Source organism: Salinarimonas soli (genome assembly GCF_008386575.1).
GTDB lineage: Bacteria > Pseudomonadota > Alphaproteobacteria > Rhizobiales > Beijerinckiaceae > Salinarimonas_A > Salinarimonas_A soli.
The window spans coordinates 1-19641 of sequence record NZ_VUOA01000056.1 but is presented as its reverse complement, the minus strand read 5'-3'; the positions used below and the strand labels follow the sequence as shown (position 1 = coordinate 19641).

General features: G+C 70.4%; 13 protein-coding genes. 9 read left to right on the top strand and 4 right to left on the bottom strand.

Features of this window, described 5'->3' with window-relative positions:
- Positions 1-17: 17 nt before the first annotated feature.
- Together recQ and F0L46_RS24745 are read right to left on the bottom strand one after the other, a co-directional pair.
- Positions 18-1832 (bottom strand): DNA helicase RecQ, encoded by a 1815-nt coding sequence (gene recQ, locus F0L46_RS24750; protein ID WP_149822291.1) that lies wholly within the window; start codon positions 1830-1832, stop codon positions 18-20.
- Between the two features lie 35 nt (positions 1833-1867).
- On the bottom strand, positions 1868-3145 hold the full coding sequence (locus tag F0L46_RS24745) for a BaiN/RdsA family NAD(P)/FAD-dependent oxidoreductase (RefSeq protein WP_149822290.1): 1278 nt from the start codon (positions 3143-3145) through the stop codon (positions 1868-1870).
- A gap of 139 nt (positions 3146-3284) precedes the next feature.
- Between F0L46_RS24745 and F0L46_RS24740 the strand changes: the two genes are divergently transcribed.
- Positions 3285-4001, top strand: a complete 717-nt coding sequence (locus F0L46_RS24740; protein ID WP_149822289.1) for an endonuclease/exonuclease/phosphatase family protein — start codon at positions 3285-3287, stop codon at positions 3999-4001.
- 9 nt (positions 4002-4010) lie between these two features.
- Here the strand turns inward: F0L46_RS24740 and F0L46_RS24735 are convergent, their stop codons facing one another.
- Positions 4011-5435 (bottom strand): sensor domain-containing diguanylate cyclase, encoded by a 1425-nt coding sequence (locus F0L46_RS24735; RefSeq protein WP_188312138.1) that lies wholly within the window; start codon positions 5433-5435, stop codon positions 4011-4013.
- A 175-nt stretch (positions 5436-5610) separates the two neighbouring features.
- On the opposite strand from F0L46_RS24735, the gene F0L46_RS26405 reads away from it, so the two are divergent.
- From F0L46_RS26405 to F0L46_RS24705, 7 genes are all read left to right on the top strand, one after another.
- Positions 5611-5937, top strand: a complete 327-nt coding sequence (locus F0L46_RS26405; RefSeq protein WP_188312137.1) for a hypothetical protein — start codon at positions 5611-5613, stop codon at positions 5935-5937.
- Between the two features lie 107 nt (positions 5938-6044).
- A complete protein-coding gene (locus F0L46_RS24730; protein ID WP_149822287.1) occupies positions 6045-6332 on the top strand; it encodes a DUF4164 domain-containing protein in 288 nt (95 codons plus the stop codon).
- A gap of 24 nt (positions 6333-6356) precedes the next feature.
- Positions 6357-6737: a cell division protein ZapA gene (locus F0L46_RS24725; protein ID WP_149822286.1), complete on the top strand. Its 381-nt coding sequence runs from the start codon at positions 6357-6359 to the stop codon at positions 6735-6737.
- 80 nt (positions 6738-6817) lie between these two features.
- Entirely contained in the window at positions 6818-7606 is a 789-nt protein-coding gene (locus F0L46_RS24720; RefSeq protein WP_240540150.1) for an MBL fold metallo-hydrolase, read from the top strand.
- 176 nt (positions 7607-7782) lie between these two features.
- Positions 7783-13617 carry a HAMP domain-containing protein gene (locus tag F0L46_RS24715; protein WP_149822284.1) on the top strand — a complete coding sequence of 1945 codons (5835 nt, stop codon included), beginning with the start codon at positions 7783-7785 and terminating at the stop codon, positions 13615-13617.
- Positions 13614-15665: a response regulator gene (locus F0L46_RS24710; RefSeq protein ID WP_149822283.1), complete on the top strand. Its 2052-nt coding sequence runs from the start codon at positions 13614-13616 to the stop codon at positions 15663-15665. Before F0L46_RS24715 ends, F0L46_RS24710 begins: the two co-directional genes overlap by 4 nt.
- A gap of 97 nt (positions 15666-15762) precedes the next feature.
- On the top strand, positions 15763-18102 hold the full coding sequence (locus F0L46_RS24705; protein WP_149822282.1) for a putative bifunctional diguanylate cyclase/phosphodiesterase: 2340 nt from the start codon (positions 15763-15765) through the stop codon (positions 18100-18102).
- 33 nt (positions 18103-18135) lie between these two features.
- Here F0L46_RS24705 and F0L46_RS24700 read toward each other — a convergent pair whose 3' ends face one another.
- Complete coding sequence (locus F0L46_RS24700) at positions 18136-19089, bottom strand: crotonase/enoyl-CoA hydratase family protein (RefSeq protein WP_210247686.1); 954 nt, start codon at positions 19087-19089, stop codon at positions 18136-18138.
- 253 nt (positions 19090-19342) lie between these two features.
- Here F0L46_RS24700 and F0L46_RS24695 point away from each other — a divergent pair, with 253 nt between their 5' ends.
- Positions 19343-19612: a hypothetical protein gene (locus F0L46_RS24695; RefSeq protein ID WP_149822281.1), complete on the top strand. Its 270-nt coding sequence runs from the start codon at positions 19343-19345 to the stop codon at positions 19610-19612.
- The last annotated feature ends 29 nt before the right edge of the window (positions 19613-19641 follow it).

The window sequence follows — 19641 nt, the reverse complement described above, 5'->3', positions numbered from 1 at the left end:
GAGAGAGGGGTGACGCCTCACGCCCTGGCGTGCTCCGCCACGACCTCCAGGAACGCGTCCCCGTAGCGGTCGATCTTGGCGCGGCCGACCCCGTGGATCTCGGCGAGCGCCGACGCGGTGAGAGGACGCGCTGCGGCGATCTCGTGCAGGGTGCGGTCCGTGAAGATCACGTAGGCCGGCACGGAGGCCTCCTTGGCAAGCCGGGTGCGCAGCGCCTTGAGGGCGCCGAGCAGCGGATCGTCCGCGTCGACCCGCGTTCCCTCCTCCGCCGCCTGGCCCTTGCGCCGGCGCCCAAGGCGCAGGCGCAGCACGTCGGAGCGCAGGCGCACGGGCTCGGCACCCTTGAGCGCCGCCCAGCCCCGCTCCGTGACGGAGAGCCCGCCATAGCCCGCCACGTCCACCGACGCGAGGCCGAGCGCCACCACCTGGCGGATGAGCGAGCGCCACTCGCCCTTGGCGCGGTCCGCGCCGACCCCGAAGGTCTTGAGCCGGTCGTGGCCGCAGCGCGCCACCATGTCGGTGGTCTCGCCCACGAGCACGTTGACGATGTGCTCGGCCCCGAAGCGCTCCCCCGTGCGCAGGATGCCTGAGAGGATCTTCTGCGCCTCCACCGTGCCGTCGAAGGAGATCGCCCCCTCCTGGCACAGGTCGCAATGGCCGCAAGGCGGCGACTCCTCCGCGAAATAGGCGAGCAGCGTCTGGCGGCGGCAGACGGGGGCCTCGCAGAGCGAGACCAGCGCGTTGAGCCGCTGGCGCTCGACGCGCTTTTGCTCGTCGGACATGCCGCTGTCCTCGATCTGGAGGCGGCGCAGGCGCATGTCCTCCATTCCGTAGAGGGTGAGCGTGTCGGCGGGGAGGCCGTCGCGTCCGGCGCGGCCGATCTCCTGGTAATAGGCCTCGATGCTCTTGGGCATCGCGGCGTGCGCCACGAAGCGCACGTCGGGCTTGTCGATCCCCATGCCGAAGGCGACCGTGGCCACCACCACCACGCCGTCCTCCTGCAGGAAGACGTCCTGGTTGCGGTCGCGCTCGGACTGATCCATGCCCGCGTGGTAGGGCAAAGCCCGGAAGCCCTCGCTCTCGAGCATGGAGGCGATCTTCTCGGTGGCGTTGCGCGAGGAGCAATAGATGATGCCGCTCTCGCCCTTGTGCTTGTCGAGGAAGGCCAGGAGCTGCTTGCGGGTGTTGTCCTTCGCGGCGAAGGCGAGCCGGAGGTTGGGCCGGTCGAAGCCGTGCACGAAGAGCCGCGGCGGCGCCTCGAACAGGCGTTCCACGATGTCGTCGCGGGTCGCGACGTCGGCGGTGGCCGTGAAGGCCACGGTCTGGACGCCGTCGAGGCGGCGGCGGGCCTCGCCGATGGCGGCGTATTCGGGCCGGAAGTCGTGGCCCCATTGCGAGACGCAGTGCGCCTCGTCGATCGCCATGAGGCGCACGTTGGAGCGGGCGAGCCACTCGATGGTGTTGCCGTGGGCGAGGCGCTCCGGCGACACGTAGAGGAGCTTGAGCGTTCCCTCGCGCACGCCCGACGCGATGCGCCGGCGCTCCTCCTCGTCGATGGAGGAGTTGAGCGCGCCCGCCTCCACCCCGTTGTTGCGCAGCGCCGCCACCTGATCGCGCATGAGGGCGATGAGCGGCGAGACCACCACGGTGAGGCCGTCGCGGGCGAGCGCGGGGAGCTGGTAGCAGATCGACTTGCCCGCGCCCGTCGGCATGATGGCGAGCAGGTTCTCGCCCGCCATGACGGTCTGCACGATCTCCTCCTGCCCGGGGCGGAAGGAGCCGTAGCCGAACACGTCGTGGAGGATCTGCAGGGGATCGCTGACCTGTTGCATGATGCCCCGGATGTCGCCGCTTCGGGCCTGCGCCGTCAATGCGGGTTCCTCCGGGGCTCCCGCGCGCCCGCCGAGGACACGTCGCCGCACGAGGTCGCCCGCTCGTCGAGCCAGGCGAGCGCGCCGCGCGCCGCCGCAAGGCCCGTCGCGAAGGTGGCCTGGAGCAGGTAGCCCCCCGTCGGCGCCTCCCAGTCGAGCATCTCGCCCGCGACGAACACGCCCGGGCGGCGGCGCAGCATGAAGCGCTCGTCCGTCTCCTCGAAGGGCACCCCGCCCGCCGAGGAGATCGCGCGCTCGATCGCCTGCACGCCCTCGACCCGCAGCGGCACCGCCTTGATCAGGCAGGCAAGCTCGTCCGCCCCCGCCGGCAGGGTCCCGCCCGTGCCCTCGCGCAGGAGGCCGATGCCGGCGGGGCTGAGCGCCGCCGCCTTGCGCAGGAAGGTCGAGGCGGACTGGCCCGCCCGGGGCCGTCCGAGGCGGCGGGCCAGGTCGTCCTGGGCAAGATCCGGGCGCAGATCCACCTTGAGCGTCGCCGCGCCGTCGCGGGCGACGGCGTCGCGCAAGGGACCCGACAGGGCATAGACCGCGCCGCCCTCCAGCCCCCCGCGGGTCACCACCGCCTCGCCCCGCACCGTACGCCCGCCGAACGAGAGCGCGATCCGCTTCAGGGGCTCGCCCTCGAAACGGCCGCGGAACACCTCGGACCAAGCGACGAGGACGCCGCAATTGGAGGGCAGGAGCGGCTGGACCAGCACGTCCGCGCCCTGGAGATGGCGGACCCAGGCTCCGTCCGAGCCGAGCCGCGGCCATGACGCGCCGCCCAGCGCCAGCACCGTCGCGGCGGGCCGCGCCACGGTCGTGCCCTCGGGATGGGTGAACACGAGGTCTCCCGTCGGGCTCCACCCCTCCCAGGCGTGGCGCGCGCGGATCCGGACGCCCGCGGCATCGAGACGGCGGAGCCACGCGCGCAGGAGCGGCGAGGCCTTCAGCGAGCGGGGAAACACCCGCCCGCTCGTGCCCACGAAGGTCTCCTGGCCCAGCTCCTCCGTCCAGGCCCGCAGGGCGCCGGGCGGGAAGGCGTCGATCGCCGCGCGAAGCCGCGCCTCGGCGGCGCCGTAGCGCGGCATGAAGCGCTCGATCTCCTCGCTGTGGGTGATGTTGAGCCCGCCCCGCCCGGCCATGAGCAGCTTTCGACCGACGCTCGGCATCCGGTCATAGACCGTGACGCTGCGGCCGGCCTGGGCCAGGGTCTCGGCGGCGATCAGCCCCGCGGGGCCGCCGCCGATGACGGCGATGTCGGAGGTGTCGGTCATGGGGGTCCGGATGGGGCGGCGCTACACCGCGCGGCGGCTTCGACCAGATGGGGGCTCGGCGCCCCCATGTCCAGCGCCGGAACCCGTCCCTGAACCCCTGGTTTCCGGTTCAAGGCCGTGCCGACGCGACAGGAGGACCATGCCCCGGATCGTCACCTACAACGTACGCCGCTGCGTCGGCCTCGACCGGGGCCAATCCCCCGAACGGATCGCCCGGGTGCTGCGGGCCTGCAAGGCGGACGTGATCGGCCTGCAGGAAATCGACATCATGCCAGGCCGGACGGGGGACCAGGTCGGGGCGGTGGCCCGCGCGCTGGGCATGGAGCACCATTTCTTCCCGGCTTTGCGCCTTGCGGGCTACCGCTACGGCATCGCGCTCCTCACCGACCGGCCGTGCCGCCTCGTCAAGGCCGCGCACCTGCCCCGCGCCGGCAAGCTCGAGCCGCGCGGCGCCGTCTGGGCGGCGGTGGAGATCGACGGGGTCGAGGTGCAGGTGATCAACACGCATCTGGGCTTAGGGGGGCGCGAGCGCCTGGCCCAGGCCGAGGCGCTGCTCGGGCCCGACTGGCTCGGCCATCCCGAATGCCGCGAGCCGCGCATCCTCATCGGCGATCTCAACGCGACGCCGCTGAGCCGGGCCTACAAGCGGCTCGCCCAGGGGCCCATGCGGGACGCCCAGGCCCTCCTGCCCCGGCCCCCGCAATGCACCTATCCCAATGCCCTGCCGGTGCTGCGGATCGACCATGTCTGGGTGGGCGAGGGGGTGAGCGTCGCCGATGCGCGGGTGCCCCGCGATCCCCTGGCGCGCGTCGCCTCGGACCACCTGCCGCTCGTCGTGGAGTTCGGCGTCGCCTGAGCCGGCAGGTTAGGCGGGATCCGCGGGGGCAAGGCTGTCGGCGCCCTCGAAGACCACCGTGCGGTTGCGCCCGAGCGCCTTGGCCCGGTAGAGCGCCTTGTCGGCGTCGAGGAGCATCTGCTCGGGGCTGATGCCCGGCCCGAACGCCCGCAGCCCGATGCTCGTCGTGATCCGGACCCGCTCGCCCCCAACCGCGATGTCCGTGTCGGCGAGGCTCCGCCTCAGGCGCTCGGCGAAGGCGAGGGCGCCGCCGAGGGCGGTGTGGGGCAGGAGCACCATGAACTCCTCGCCCCCGACCCGGCCCACGATGTCGATGTCGACCCGCGCCGAGTCCACGAAGAGGGCCGCCACCGCCATCAGTACCGTATCGCCGGCTGCGTGGCCGAAGCGGTCGTTGACGTGCTTGAAATGGTCGATGTCGAGGGCGAGCAGGGCGAGGTCGTGGCCGTAGCGCCTCGCGACCGCCGTCTGGGCCCGCACCGCGTTGGCGAAGCCGCGCCGGTTGAGAACCCCCGTGAGGTCGTCGGTGATCGACAGCCGGCGCAGCTCGGCCTCCAGGGCTTGGCGCTGTTCGATCTCGGCCGCCAGCTCCTGGCGCGAGACCTCGGCCTCGAACAGGGCGTATTGCAGGTCCGTGATGTCGTTGAACGACATGACGAAGCCGTCCTCCAGGGGCGCCACGGTGAGGCGCAGCCAGGTGTCCCGGCGCGCATGGGAGAGGTTGATCTCGAAGCGCTCCGTGGTGCGCTCCTCGACGACCTTGACGCAGCGCTCCCAGAAGCCCGTCCCGAGCAGGCCGGGAAAGAGGTCCCGCAGGCTGCCGTCGACGAGGCGCCAGACGGGATGGCCGGCATAGTCGCAGGCGCGCCCGTTGGCGCTCATGATGACCGCGTCCACCACCTCCCCGCCCCGGTCGCGCACGGCGCGCAGGCTCATGATGCCGTCGCAGGAAGCCTCCAGCACCGCGTCGAGCAGATCCTCGCGGCGCACCCGCGGCAGGAGCGCGACGAGGAGCCGGTCCTCGCCCTCGGGGGCGCGGGCGGGCAGGACGAGGCGGTCCCAGACCCGCACCGCGCGGGCGTCCAAGGATCGCTGGACCGTGAAGAGCGGGCGCCCGTCGGCCACGACCCGGTCGAAGAGGGAGGTCAGCGGGCGGGCGATCTCGGCCGGCGCGTCGGCGAGGAGCCGTCCGGTGAGGTCGCGCCCGCAGGCCGCCACGATGGCGGGGCCGACCTGGAGGAAGCGGTAGCCGTCGGGGCTCGGCGCCACGATCTCGAGATGCACCTGGATCCCCGGGCTCAATCGGTCGCGCAGGACGTCGAGCGGCGCGCGGCCGTCCCGCTCCGCGCACCCGCGGTAGGCGGCGAGGATCGCGCCGATCTCGGCTGCCGTGGCATGCCTCTCGATATCGGTGTCGTAGACGAGCGGGAACATGATCTCGGGTCGACTGAGCGCCCGCACCTTACGGGCGCCCGTGTCGCCGATCGGTAAAGCGTTCCCCGTGCCCGGGGCTGAATTGGCGGCGATGCTTAACGATGTCCTGACGCGCCGGCCTCCTCCCCCGGCACGCTTCTTGCCGGGGAAAGGGGACCGCGGCAGGGGGTGACCCATGATGATCCAGTGGCCCATGATCGCCGGCGCCCTGACGCTGCTGGCGAGCGAGCCGGGGCCCGCGCCGGCCGAGCCCTCCGTGGGACGCGGGACGGCCGTCGAGGTCGGCAGCACGTGCGGCGGCGACGCGTTCAGCTTCGCCGAGGTCGACCCGCCCCGCCGTGGACGCAGCGCGCTGCATGTGGTGCCCGACACCCTGTGCGCCGACGTCGAGGAGACGCGCCGCTCCGCCATCGGCACGCTCAACGTGGTGATCGAGCCGCCGGGCCGGTCCGGGCGCGACGGGGAGCCGGGCAGGCCCGTCCGGCGCGGCCAGCCGTTCTGATTCGCGGGGGCGCGACCCACCGGAAGCCCCCGGGCTTGCGCCCACCGGCTTGACCTGGGACGGGGGGAGCGTCCCTAATCGGGCCGGTTCGGCAACAGAGGACGGCGATGGCGGCGGGTTTCGATGACGCCTTGCGACGGCTCGACGCCGCGGTCGGCCTGGTCGAGGCTGCGGTCGCGCGCCGCCTCGACGCGGAGCGGCGGCGGGGCGATCTGGAGACGGAGCTGCAGATCATGCAGGACGACCGGGCGCGACTCGCCATGGAGCTCGACGGCGCCGCCTCGCGCCTGGGGCAGGTCGAGGCCGCGACTGGGGACGTGGAGCGGCGGGTCGGCCGGGCGATCGACACGCTGCGCGACGTGCTGGCTCGCGCGGAGCCCAGCGAGACCGATTGAGCCCAACCATCGAGGAGAATCCGGGTGCCGCAGGTCACGGTGACGATCGCAGGCAAGACCTACCGCATGGCCTGCGGCGAGGGCGAGGAGGCGCATCTGGAGGGCCTCGCCGCCCTCTATGACGGCAAGATCGAGGAGATGCGCGGGGCCTTCGGCGAGATCGGCGACATGCGCCTGCACGTGATGGCGGCGATCAGCATCGGCGACGACCTCGTCGACGTCCGCCGGCGCCTCGGCCGGGTCGAGGCCGAGCTGGCGGAGCTCAAGGAGCTCCTCCTGGCAGGGGACGAGAGGGGCCAGTTCCAGGAGCGGCGCCTCACGGACGCCGCCCTCAAGGCCGCCGAGCGGCTGGAGCGGGTCGCCCGCAGCCTCTCCATGCAGCCTCACGCCCCCTCGACCGACTGAAGCCGCGCGCGACGGCGCGACGCGTTTCCCTTGCGGCAGGAATGCCTCTAGGCTCGGGTCAGATCCGCGGAGGTCGAACCATGGCCCTCTCGTCCCGCCTGCGCCGTCTCGCCTGTGCCCTGGCCCTCGTCCTCGCTCCGCCGGCGCTTGCGGCCCAGGGCTGCCCCGGCGCGGTGGCCTCCCGCAGCCTGCCCATCCGGCTCGCCTCGCTTAGCGCCAGCGAGGTGCGGATCACCTTCGTGGGGCACGCGACCTTCCTCGTCGAGACCCCCGGCGGCGTGCGGATCGCCACCGACTACAACGATTATGTCCGCCCCGGCGTCACGCCCGAGGTGGCGACGATGAACAAGGCCCATTCCACGCATTTCAGCGCTGCGCCCGATCCCGCGATCGCCCATGTCCTGCGCGGCTGGGATCCCAACGGGGGCGCGGCCCGCCACGATCTCCAGGTGGGCGACGCGCGCATCCGCAACGTGCCGACCAACATCCGGGATTATGCCGGGGCCACGGAATATGACGGCAACTCGATTTTCGTGGTCGAGGTGGCGGACCTGTGCATCGCGCATCTGGGCCACCTGCACCACACCCTCACGCCCGAGCATCTGCGGGCGCTGGGCCGCATCGACGTGGTGCTCGTGCCCGTCGACGGCTCCTACACCCTGGGCCAGGACGGCATGATCGAGGTGCTGGCCGCGCTCAACGCGCCCGTGATGATCCCGATGCACTTCTTCGGGCAGGCGACCCTCCAGCGCTTCCTCGCCAAGGCCGCCGAGCGCTGGCCCGTGGAGCAGGCCGGGACCGCGAGCGTCACCCTCACCCGGGACGGCCTGCCCTCCCGGCCCAAGGTCCTCGTGCTCCAGGGCCGCTGACCTCCCGCCCCGGGGCACGGCCGCGAGGGGAACCGGAACGCGCCGGGCGCGTTACGCAAGGTCGACGTCACAAGGGCGTCGGCCACGGGGCATGCTCCCGCAGGCCGGCGGATGTCGAATAAGAACAGTTCACGTCAACGGCCCCGTCGGGGCCGGTCCGACAGGCCGGGGATCCCATGAGTCAAGTGTCCGAGTCGCAGCTCGATCCGAAGCTGCTTCTGAAGTCGTTGCGTGCGTTTCGCCGGGGCGACTTCACCGTGCGCCTTCCCTCCGACCTGACGGGCGTCGACGGCGAGATCGCCGAGGCCTTCAACGATGTCGCCGCCCTCAACCAGAGCCTCGTGAAGGAGCTGGAGCGGGTCGGGCGCGTGGTCGGCAAGGAGGGCCGCATCGGCGAGCGGGGCAAGCTCGCCGCCGCCCAGGGCGGCTGGAGCGAGTGCATCGACTCGGTCAACGCCATGATCGGCGATCTCGTGCAGCCCACCGCCGAGGTGGCCCGGGTCATCGGCTCGGTGGCCAAGGGCGACCTGGGCCAGACCATGCAGCTCGAGATCGACGGCCGCCCCTTGCGCGGCGAGTTCTTGCGCATCGGCCGCGTGGTCAACACCATGGTGGACCAGCTCAACTCGTTCGCCTCCGAGGTGACCCGCGTGGCGCGCGAGGTCGGGTCCGAGGGGCGCCTCGGGGGGCAGGCGCAGGTCAAGGGGGTCGCCGGCACCTGGAAGGACCTCACCGACAACGTGAACATGATGGCCGCCAACCTCACGGGCCAGGTGCGCAACATCGCCGACGTCACCACCGCGGTGGCGAACGGCGACCTCTCCCGCAAGATCACGGTCGACGTGAAGGGGGAGATGCTGGAGCTCAAGAACACCATCAACACCATGGTGGACCAGCTCAACTCGTTTGCCTCCGAGGTGACCCGCGTCGCCAAGGAGGTCGGATCGGAGGGCAAGCTCGGCGGGCAGGCGCAGGTCAAGGGCGTCGGCGGCGTCTGGGCGGGGCTCACCGACAACGTGAACATGATGGCGGCGAACCTCACCGGCCAGGTGCGCGGCATCGCCGACGTGGTGACCGCGGTCGCCGAGGGCAATCTCACCCGCAAGCTCACCGTGGAGGCCAAGGGCGAGATCGGCGCGCTCGCCGACACCATCAACGGCATGATCGACACGCTCGCCACCTTCGCCGACCAGGTGACGAACGTCGCCCGCGAGGTGGGCATCGAGGGCAAGCTCGGCGGCCAAGCCCTCGTGCCGGGCGCCGCCGGCCTGTGGCGCGACCTCACCGACAACGTGAACATGATGGCCGCGAACCTCACGGGCCAGGTGCGCAACATCGCCGAGGTGACCACGGCGGTGGCGAACGGCGACCTTTCCAAGAAGATCACCGTCAACGTCAAGGGAGAGATGCTGGAGCTGAAGAACACCATCAACACCATGGTGGATCAGCTCAACTCGTTTGCCGGCGAGGTGACGCGCGTGGCGCGCGAGGTGGGCACGGAAGGGCGGCTCGGCGGCCAGGCCCAGGTCACGGGCGTCGCCGGCCTGTGGCGCGACCTTACCGACAACGTGAACATGATGGCCGCGAACCTGACGGGTCAGGTGCGCAACATCGCCGACGTCACCACCGCCGTGGCGAACGGCGATCTGTCCAAGAAGATCACGGTCGACGTCCGCGGCGAGCTCTTGGAGCTGAAGAACACCATCAACACCATGGTGGACCAGCTGAACTCCTTCGCTTCCGAGGTGACCCGCGTCGCGAAGGAAGTCGGCACGGAGGGCAAGCTCGGCGGGCAGGCGCGCGTGGAGGGCGTCGGCGGGGTCTGGAAGGGGCTCACCGACAACGTGAACCTCATGGCGGCGAACCTGACAGGCCAGGTGCGCAACATCGCCGACGTCACGACGGCGGTGGCCAATGGTGATCTCTCGAAGAAGATCACGGTCGACGTTCGCGGCGAGCTCTTGGAGCTCAAGAACACCATCAACACGATGGTCGATCAGCTCAACTCCTTCGCCTCCGAGGTGACCCGCGTCGCCAAGGAGGTGGGGTCCGAGGGCAAGCTCGGCGGGCAGGCCCAGGTGAAGGGCGTCGGCGGGGTCTGGAAGGGGCTCACCGACAACGTGAACCTCATGGCGGCGAACCTCACCACCCAGGTGCGCCAGATCGCCGAGGTCGTGACCGCGGTCGCCACGGGCGATCTGTCGAAGAAGATCACCGTCGTGGTCGAGGGCGAGGTGCTGGAGCTGAAATCCACCATCAACACGATGGTGGACCAGCTGAACTCCTTCGCCTCGGAGGTCACCCGCGTGGCCCGCGAGGTGGGCACGGAAGGAAAGCTCGGCGGCCAGGCGCAGGTGCGCGGCGTCGCCGGCACCTGGAAGGACCTCACCGATTCCGTGAACTCCATGGCCGGCAACCTCACCGGCCAGGTCCGCAACATCGCCGATGTCACGACGGCGGTGGCGAACGGCGACCTGTCGAAGAAGATCACGGTCGACGTGAAGGGCGAGATGCTGGAGCTGAAGGACACCATCAACACCATGGTGGACCAGCTCAACTCCTTCGCCTCCGAGGTGACGCGCGTCGCGCGCGAGGTCGGGTCCGAGGGCAAGCTCGGCGGTCAAGCCCAGGTGAAGGGGGTCGCCGGCACCTGGAAGGACCTCACCGACAACGTGAACATGATGGCCGCCAACCTGACGGGTCAGGTTCGCAACATCGCCGACGTGACGACGGCCGTGGCCCGGGGCGATCTCTCCCGCAAGATCACGGTGGACGTGAAGGGCGAGATGCTGGAGCTCAAGAACACCATCAACACGATGGTGGACCAGCTCAACTCGTTTGCCTCCGAGGTGACGCGCGTCGCCAAGGAGGTCGGCACGGAAGGAAAGCTCGGCGGGCAGGCCCGGGTGGAGGGCGTCGCCGGGCTGTGGCGCGACCTCACCGACAACGTGAACCAGCTCGCCGCGAACCTCACCAACCAGGTGCGCGCCATCGCCGAGGTGGCGACGGCCGTGACCAAGGGCGACCTCACCCGCTCGATCACGGCGGAGGCCCTGGGCGAGCTCGCCGCGCTCAAGGACAACATCAACGAGATGATCCGCAACCTGCGCGACACGACGCAGAAGAACGCGGAACAGGACTGGCTCAAGACGAACCTCGCCCGCTTCACCCGCATGCTCCAGGGGGAGCGCGATCTCGCGACCGTGTCCGATCTCATCCTGTCGGAGCTCGCGCCCCTCGTGAGCGCGCAGCGCGGCGTGTTCTACACGGTGGAGAACCACGACGGCGAGCCGGTGCTCGATCTCGCCGCCTCCTACGCCTTCACCGAGCGCAAGCATCTGGGCAACCGCTTCCGCATGAAGGAGGGCTTGGTCGGCCAGTGCGCCTACGAGAAGAAGCGGATCCTCCTCACCAACGTGCCGGCGGACTACATCACCATCGGCTCGGCGCTCGGCGAGGCGGCGCCCCTCAACATCATCGTCCTGCCCGTGCTCTTCGAGCAGGAGGTCAAGGCGGTGATCGAGCTCGCCTCCTTCCACCGCTTCTCGGAGACGCACCAGTCCTTCCTCGATCAGCTCACCGAGTCGATCGGCATCGTGCTCAACACGATCGCGGCCAACATGCGCACGGAAGGGCTGCTCAAGCAGTCGCAGCTCCTCACGGGCGAGCTGCAGAGCCAGCAGGACGAGCTCAAGACGAAGAACGACCAGCTGGAGGAGCAGGCCCGCACGCTCCGCCAGTCCGAGGAGCTGCTCCGCACCCAGCAGGACACCCTGCAGCAGACCAACGATGAGCTGGAGGAGAAGGCGCGCCTCCTGGAGATCCAGAAGCGCGAGGTCGAGACCAAGAACCGCGAGGTCTCGCTCGCCAAGACGGCCCTGGAGGAGAAGGCCGAGCAGCTCTCCCTCACCTCCCGCTACAAGTCGCAGTTCCTCGCCAATATGAGCCACGAGCTGCGCACCCCGCTCAACTCCCTGCTCATCCTCTCCAAGCTCCTCACGGAGAACGCCGAGGGCAACCTCAGCGACAAGCAGCGCGAGTTCGCCAAGACCATCCATGCCGCCGGCACGGATCTCCTCAACCTCATCAACGACATCCTCGACCTCTCCAAGATCGAGTCGGGCACGGTGACCCTCGAGACCTCGGAGGTCGCGATCCCCGAGGTCGTGGAGCAGCTGGAGCGCACGTTCCGACTCATGGCGAGCGAGAAGGGGCTCGCCTTCGCCATCGACGTCGATCCCGCCATGCCGCGGGTCATGCGCTCGGACGAGAAGCGCCTGATGCAGGTTCTGCGCAACCTGCTCTCCAACGCGTTCAAGTTCACGGAACGGGGCGGGGTCCGGCTGCGGATCGGCCCGGCGGAGGGGGCGCCTCTGCGCACCGGTCCGGACTGGATCGCCTTCGAGGTCACCGACACCGGCATCGGCATCCCGGACGACAAGCAGCGCATCGTCTTCGAGGCGTTCCAGCAGGCGGACGGGACCACGAGCCGCAAATATGGCGGCACGGGCCTGGGGCTCGCCATCAGCCGGGAGATCGCGCGGCTGCTCGGCGGCGAGATCGTCCTGCGGAGCCGGCCGGGCGAGGGCAGCACCTTCACCCTCTACGTGCCCCGCGAGACCGCCCTGGGCGAGCCCGCCCCGGTGACGCGTCCGACGGGCTTCGAGCCGGCCGGTCCCGCGATCATGCGTCAGCCGAGCGCCCCCATGGCGCTCGCGGGCGCCGTGGACGACCGGGCCCGCATTGTGGAGGGCGACCGGGTGGTCCTCATCATCGAGGACGACGCCATGTTCGCCTCCGTGCTCCTGGAGCTTGCCCGCGAGCAGGGCTTCCGGGGGATCACCGCGGGCGACGGCGCGACGGCGCTGGCGCTCGCCCATCGCTACAAGCCCCAGGCCATCACCCTCGACATCGGCTTGCCCGACATGGACGGCTGGGCGCTGCTCGACCTGCTCAAGAACGATCCGCGCACCCACCACGTGCCGATCCACGTCATCTCCGTCGACGACAGCCGCAAGCGGGGCCTGCGGGCCGGCGCGTTCGGCTATCTGGAGAAGCCCGTCGACCGGGAATCCCTGTTCGACGCGCTCTCGCGCACCCGCGACTTCATCGAGCGGCCGGTGCGCACGATCCTTCTCGTGGAGGACGACGAGAACCAGCGCGCCAGCATCGAGGCGCTGGTCGGCTCGGAGAGCCGCGAGGTCACGGGCGTCGGAACCGCGGCTTCCGCGCTGGAGGCGATCCAGGCCCGGCGCTTCGACTGCGCCATCGTGGATCTCGGCCTGCCCGACATGCCGGGCGCCGACCTCATCGAGCGCATCCGCAAGACCAAGGGCGGCGATTCCCTGCCGATCCTCGTCTATACGGGGCGCAGCCTCTCGGCGGACGAGGAGCGGCGCCTCGCCCAGATCGCCTCGACCGTGGTGCTCAAGGGCGACACGTCGAGCGATGCGCTGCTCAAGGAGACCGCCCACTTCCTGCACCAGGCGATCCAGGACGAGGAGGCGGCGCCGATCGTGCTCGCCCCCCGGCCCTCGGGCGACGGGGTCGCGCTCGCGGGCCACAAGGTGCTCGTGATCGACGACGACATGCGCAACATCTTCTCGCTGACCGCGGCGCTGGAACAGCATGGCCTTGAGGTCGTTTTCGCCGAGAATGGCCGCGAGGGCATCGAGCGGCTGCGCACCACGCCCGGCATCGACCTGATGCTCGTGGACATCATGATGCCCGAGATGGACGGGTACGAGACCATGCGCGAGGTGAGGCGCGTCCAGGCCTACCGCAACCTGCCGATCGTGGCCGTCACGGCCAAGGCCATGGTGGGCGACCGGGAGAAGTGCCTGGAGGCGGGGGCCGACGACTACGTCTCCAAGCCCATCGACATGGACCATCTCCTGGCCGTGCTGCGGGTGCAGCTCGCCCGCAGCCCCCGGCGCGGGGCCAACGGCGACGGGCGCTCCCATCCCCCCGCCGCCGCACCGGCGTCCGGGGAGGCCGGGCACCCCGTATGAACGACTTCTTCGCCTCGGCGGTGGCTGGCCCCCCCGAACTCCCCGCCCGTGTCGAGCCGCGCGGAACCGTCACGGCGAAGATCCTCGCCGTGGACGACGACCCGCGCAACCTGCTCGCCGTGCGCGAGATGCTCGCGAGCCCCGGCATCGAGGTGGTGACGGCCGCCTCCGGCCCCGAGGCCCTGCGCCTCGTGCTGCGGGACGATTTCGCGGTCATCCTCCTCGACGTGCAGATGCCCGGCATGGACGGCTACGAGGTGGCGGGGCTCATCCGCAACCGCCCCCGCTCCTCGCGGGTGCCAATCATCTTCCTCACCGCCTTCAACAAGGACGACGTGCACGTCTTCCGGGGCTATTCGGCCGGCGCGGTGGACTACGTCTTCAAGCCCATCGAGCCGCTGATCCTGAAGTCCAAGATCGACGTACTCGTCGACCTCTATCGCAAGACGGAGGAAATCCGGCGCCAGGGCGAGGAGGAGCGGCGCCTTCTGCTCGAGAACCTGCGGGTGCGCGGCGAGAAGCTCAAGGCCGAGCAGGCCCTTCGCCGCCGCGACGAGCACCAGACCCTGGTTCTGGGCGCCCTGCCCATCGCCCTCTACACCGCCTCCCTGGAGGAGGACCACCGGCGGCTGCATTTCACCAACGACAGCATCAGCCGCATCACGGGCTTCGCGCCCGAGGACTTCCTGCGCAGCCTCGATTTCTGGGAGACGCGCCTCCACCCCGACGACCACGATCGGGTGATCGGCGCGCTCGACATGGCGGGGCAGGACGCCGTGACCCTCGACTATCGCTGGCGCTGCGCCGACGATTCCGAGCGCACGATCCTCGACCACCTCGTGGTGATCCGGGACGACGACGGGCGCCCGCGCGAATATTTCGGCATGTGGCTCGACAACACTGACCGCCGCCAGCTGGAGCAGCAGCTCCTGCATGCCAGCAAGCTGGAGGCGATCGGCCGGCTCACGGGCGGCATCGCCCACGACTTCAACAACATGCTCGCCGTGGTGATGGGCAGCATCGAGCTGCTCCAGCGCTCGCTCGGCGACAACAAGTCGGCGCAACGCCGGGCCGACATGGCGATGGAGGGGGCCCGGCGCTGCGCCGATCTCACCAACCGGCTCCTCACCTTCTCGCGACGCCAGTCGCTCCAGTCCTCGGTCACGGACCTGCGCATCCTCGTGCCGGCCATCGTCGAGCTCATCCGGCGGACGCTCGGCGAGCGCATCGAGATCGATCTCGACATCCCGGAGGCCGTCTGGCCCGTCTTCGTCGACCGTTCGCAGTTCGAGACCGCCCTCATCAACCTCGCGGTCAACGCCCGCGACGCCATGCCGACGGGCGGGCGCCTCACCATCGCCGTGCGCAACCGGCCCGAGACCGCGCCCGAGGGCGAGGAGGCGAGCGAGATGGTGGAGGTGTCGGTCGCCGACACCGGCGAGGGCATGGCGCCAGAGGTCCTGGAGCACGTCTTCGAGCCGTTCTTCACCACGAAGGAAAGCGGCAAGGGCACGGGCCTGGGGCTCAGCATGATCTACGGCTTCGCCCAGCAATCGGGCGGGCGGATCACCATCGAGAGCCAGCCCGGCGAGGGTACCACGGTCCGCCTCGTCCTGCCCCGCACCGATCGCGCCTTCGACGGGGTAGCCGAGGTGGCCGCCGCCGGGGTCCCGCCGCCCGAGGGCAACGGCGAGACCATCCTCGTCGTGGAGGACGACCCGGACGTGCGGCAGGTGGCGGTCTCGACGCTCACCAATCTCGGCTACACGGTGAGAGAGGCGGCCAACGGCGACGAGGCGCTGACGAAGCTGCGCGACGGCGGCACCGTCGTCCGCCTCGTCTTCTCCGACGTCACGATGCCCGGCCCGCTCACGGGCGTGGATCTCGCCCGCGAGGTGCGCCGTCTGCAGCCCGACATCGGCGTGCTCCTCACCACGGGCTATGTCGGCGAGGACGTGCGACTCGACGAGGGCGTGGAGATTCTTCCTAAGCCCTACCAGACGCAGGATCTCGCCCAAAAGCTTAGAGGATTGTTGCGCTCGGCCTAAGGTAGCAAGGTGGCGTAGCGTCGCTCGCCTATTGCGAGAATTTTCTTAATCGTTTGGGTCTACGATCCGGGCATCGGTCCTCTGCCCAAGTGGTCCCATGATGTTCCGCAAGCTGCTCACGGTTCGCCGTCTCGACGCCGAGCTCCCCCGCGAGGTGCGGGCGGCGCTGGTCGCGTCCCTGTTCGCGCCCTTCGGCTCGCTCATCGTCGGCGCGGTCTCGGGGGCGGTGATCGGCGTGATGGTTTCCCAGCGCGCGGGCGATCCCTGGATGACGGTCTGCGCCTTCGCGATCTGCCTCGTGGCGGTCGGGCGCATCGTCTCGGCCTATGCCTATCGCCGTCTCGCCCGGCCCGACGTCGTCGGCTTCGAGGCCCGCTGGCAGCGGATCTACGAGGTGGGGGCCTGGTCGTATTCGGGGCTTCTGGGCCTCCTGTGCTGCCTGGCGATCCTGCGCACCGACGACCTGGGCGTGCATCTCGTGGTCGCCACCACAACGGCGGGCTATGCGGCGGGCATCACCGGGCGCAACGCGGGCCGCCCCTTCATCGCCATCTCGCAACTTCTGCTGGCCGCTGGCCCGCTCTCGGTCGCGCTCCTCGTCTATGGCGACGCGCTGCATTTCGGGCTCGGCATCGTCATCCTCCTGTTCATGTACGGGATGACCGACATCACGCTGAGCATCCGCGACATCGTCGTCCAGGCCCTGGTGACGACCCGCGACAAGGCGGCGCTCGCGGCGCGCTATGCCGAGCAGGCGAACCGGTTCGACGCCGCGCTGAACAACGCCTCCCACGGCCTGTGCATGTTCGGCCCCGACAGCCGCCTCGTGGTGTGGAACGAGCGTTTCCTGGAGCTCTCGGGGCTGCCGCGGGAGATGGTGCGGGCCGGGGCCACCATGCGGGATCTCGTGCGCGGCAGCATCGCGGCGGGCAACCATCCGGGCTCGACCCCACGCCAGACCATGCGGGCCCTCATCACCGATCTGTCGGGCGAGACGGGGCAGACCTTCGTGGGGCTCGGCGACGGGCGCACCCTCGCCCTATCGCGCCGCCTCATGCGCGACGGCGGCTCGGTGGTGATCTTCGAGGACGTGACCGACCGGCGGCGCGCCGAGGAGCGCATCGCCCGCATGGCGCGCTTCGACGAGCTCACGGGCCTGCCCAACCGCGCGCAGTTCCGCGAGCGCATCGCCGAGGCGCTGAAGGGCGAGGGCCGTCACGCGCCCGCGCCCTTCGCCCTGCACGTGATCGACCTCGACTACTTCAAGACCGTCAACGACACCCTCGGCCATCCCATGGGCGACCGCCTGCTCCAGGCCGTGGCGGCTCGCCTGGAGGGCGTGGTCGAGGCGCCCGACATGATCGCGCGGCTTGGCGGCGACGAGTTCGTGGTGCTCCAGTTCGCCACCGCCGACCGGGGCGAGGTCGAGGCCCTGGCCCAGCACATCCTGCACGCGGTGCGGGCGCCCTTCGAGGTGGACGGGCATCGCCTCGACATCGGCGCCTCGATCGGCGTCGCCCTGTTCCCGGCCCACGGCACGGACGGGGACAAGCTGTTCAAGTGCGCCGACATGGCCCTCTACGCCGCCAAGGCCGCAGGCCGCGGCGCCCTGCGCTTCTTCGAGATCGAGATGGACGTGGCGGCTCAGGCGCGCCGTGCCCTGGAGCTCGACCTGCGCCACGCCATGGCCCGCGGCGAGCTTCAGGTCTATTTCCAGCCCATCGTCGACCTCTCGACGGACCGGTTCGCGGGCTGCGAGGCGCTGCTGCGCTGGAAGCACCCGACCCGGGGGTTCGTGTCGCCGGCGGAGTTCATCCCGATCGCCGAGGAAACCGGCCTCATCATCCCGATCGGGGAATGGGTGGTGGGCGAGGCCTGCGCCATGGCGGCGGGGTGGCCGCGCGACATGCGCGTCGCGGTCAACCTCTCGCCGGTCCAGTTCAAGGACCCGCACCTGCCCATGCGCATCATCGGCGCGCTCTCCCGCACGGGGCTGCCGGCTTCCCGCCTGGAGCTGGAGATCACCGAGACCGCCGTCCTTCAGGACAGCGAGGCGACGCTCGCGGCGATGCACCAGCTGCAGCACCTGGGCGTGCACATGTCGCTCGACGATTTCGGCACCGGCTTCTCGTCCCTGAGCTACCTGCGCACCTTCCCCTTCCAGAAGATCAAGATCGACCAGTCCTTCACCCGCGATCTCGGGCGCGACCCGGGCGCGCTCGCGATCGTGCGGGCGGTCTCGGCCATGGGCAAGGACCTCGGCATGCACATCGTCGTCGAGGGCGTCGAGACGCAGGAGCAGCTCGATCTCGTGCGCCGGGAGGGCTGCAGCGAGGTGCAGGGCTACCTGCTCGGCCGGCCGATGACGAACGAGGCGCTCTGCGCCCTGATCGCGCCCGAGGAGCCGGCTCAGGTCGGCGCGCAAGCCGGCGCCTGAGCGCGCGGCCCGGCGCCGGCTTGAGGATGGCGCCTACTCGGCCGCCATGAGGAGCGCGGGGCGCAGTCGGTCCTGGGCGCCGACGAGGCGCTCCATGATCTTGAGATCCTGCTCGCGCAGGCGCAGCGACGCGTCGGCCCAGATCTCGACGATGGCGTCGAGCTCCGCCAGGGTGACCGGGTTCACCTCGCGCATGGCCTGGTAGACGGCCCGGTGGGCGCTATGGCGGCGCCGGCTGCGGCTGATGTAGTCGCGCACCGCCCGCTCGCCCTCGCCGGGCTCGGCCAGCACGTGGACGAGGCCCATCTCGTACATGTCCTCGGCGGTGTGCATCGTGCCGTTGAGGATCATGTCCTGCGCCTTGGCGGCGCCGAGGCTGCGGGTGAGGAAGCTTGCCGCCCCCATCCCGGGGAAGAGCCCGAACAGGTTCTCCGGCAGGCCGAACTTCACGCCGCGCTCCGCCACGATGACGTTGAACGACATCAACGACTCGAACCCGCCGCCGAGCGCGTCGCCCTGCACCAGCGCCACGGTGACGAGGGGCAGCCCGAGGCCGTGCAGGTTGCGGTGGAGGATCCGGACGCAGGACTGCCCGTAGCGCACCAGGGCGTCGCGGTCGCGCTCGCGGATCTTCTTGGCGAAGAGGTTGAGGTCGCCGCCGAGGCTGAACACGCCCGGAAAGCGCGAGGCGAGCACGAGATAGCGCACGTCCGCTTCGCGGCCGGTCGCCCAGTCGGCGATCCCGTCCTGCCAGGCGTGGAAGTCGTTGAGCAGGGCCGGGTTGTAGCTCGGGCGGCCGTTCGGACGCATATGGGTCCAAAGCGCCCCCGTCTCGGCCTCCCAGACGACCTCGAGCTGGCGCAGGCCGAACAGGGGATGGGACGTGGCGGGCGTCCGGTCGTTGACCGGAATCGGCGGCATCAGGGGGGCGAAGGGCTGGGCGGGAACGACGGGGGACGGCAGGGAATGGGGTGACGCGACTGACATCGATGGAGATCCGTTAACAACTCCGCAACCATAGCCGTTACGGAACCCTCGCGCCATAGTGTGTATTCGGCCGCGATGCTCGTTAACGATGCAGAACTCCCGCGAGCTGCGCGCAAACCCTTAAAAAGCAATGAATTTCCTGCAGAAGTTCGGTTAACCATAGTTCCAGAAAGCTTCCGCAACGTGTTCCGCACGGGAACGGCCCCGCTTCCAGCGGGTTGAGACAACCGTACCGATCCACCCGGGAGGCTCCATGCCCGTCCGATCAGCTCTCGTCGCCGCCCTCCTCCTTCTCGGAGCGAGCACGTTCGCGCAGGCCGCGCCCGTGGCGCTCCCCGATCACGTCGCCGCCGCGTTCATGAAGGGCCCGAAGTGGAAGGGCGGCAAGGTCAAGGCCTACAGGGTCCAGCGCGGACGCGCCTACGGCCATCGCGCCCTGCCCGGACGGCGGCTCGGCTGGTACAAGCGCGGCTATCGCCCGGCGCGGGCCTACCGGCCGGCGCGGGTCATCTATTACCGCTGAGCGGGACGCCTCAGTCTCCTGAGGGGGTC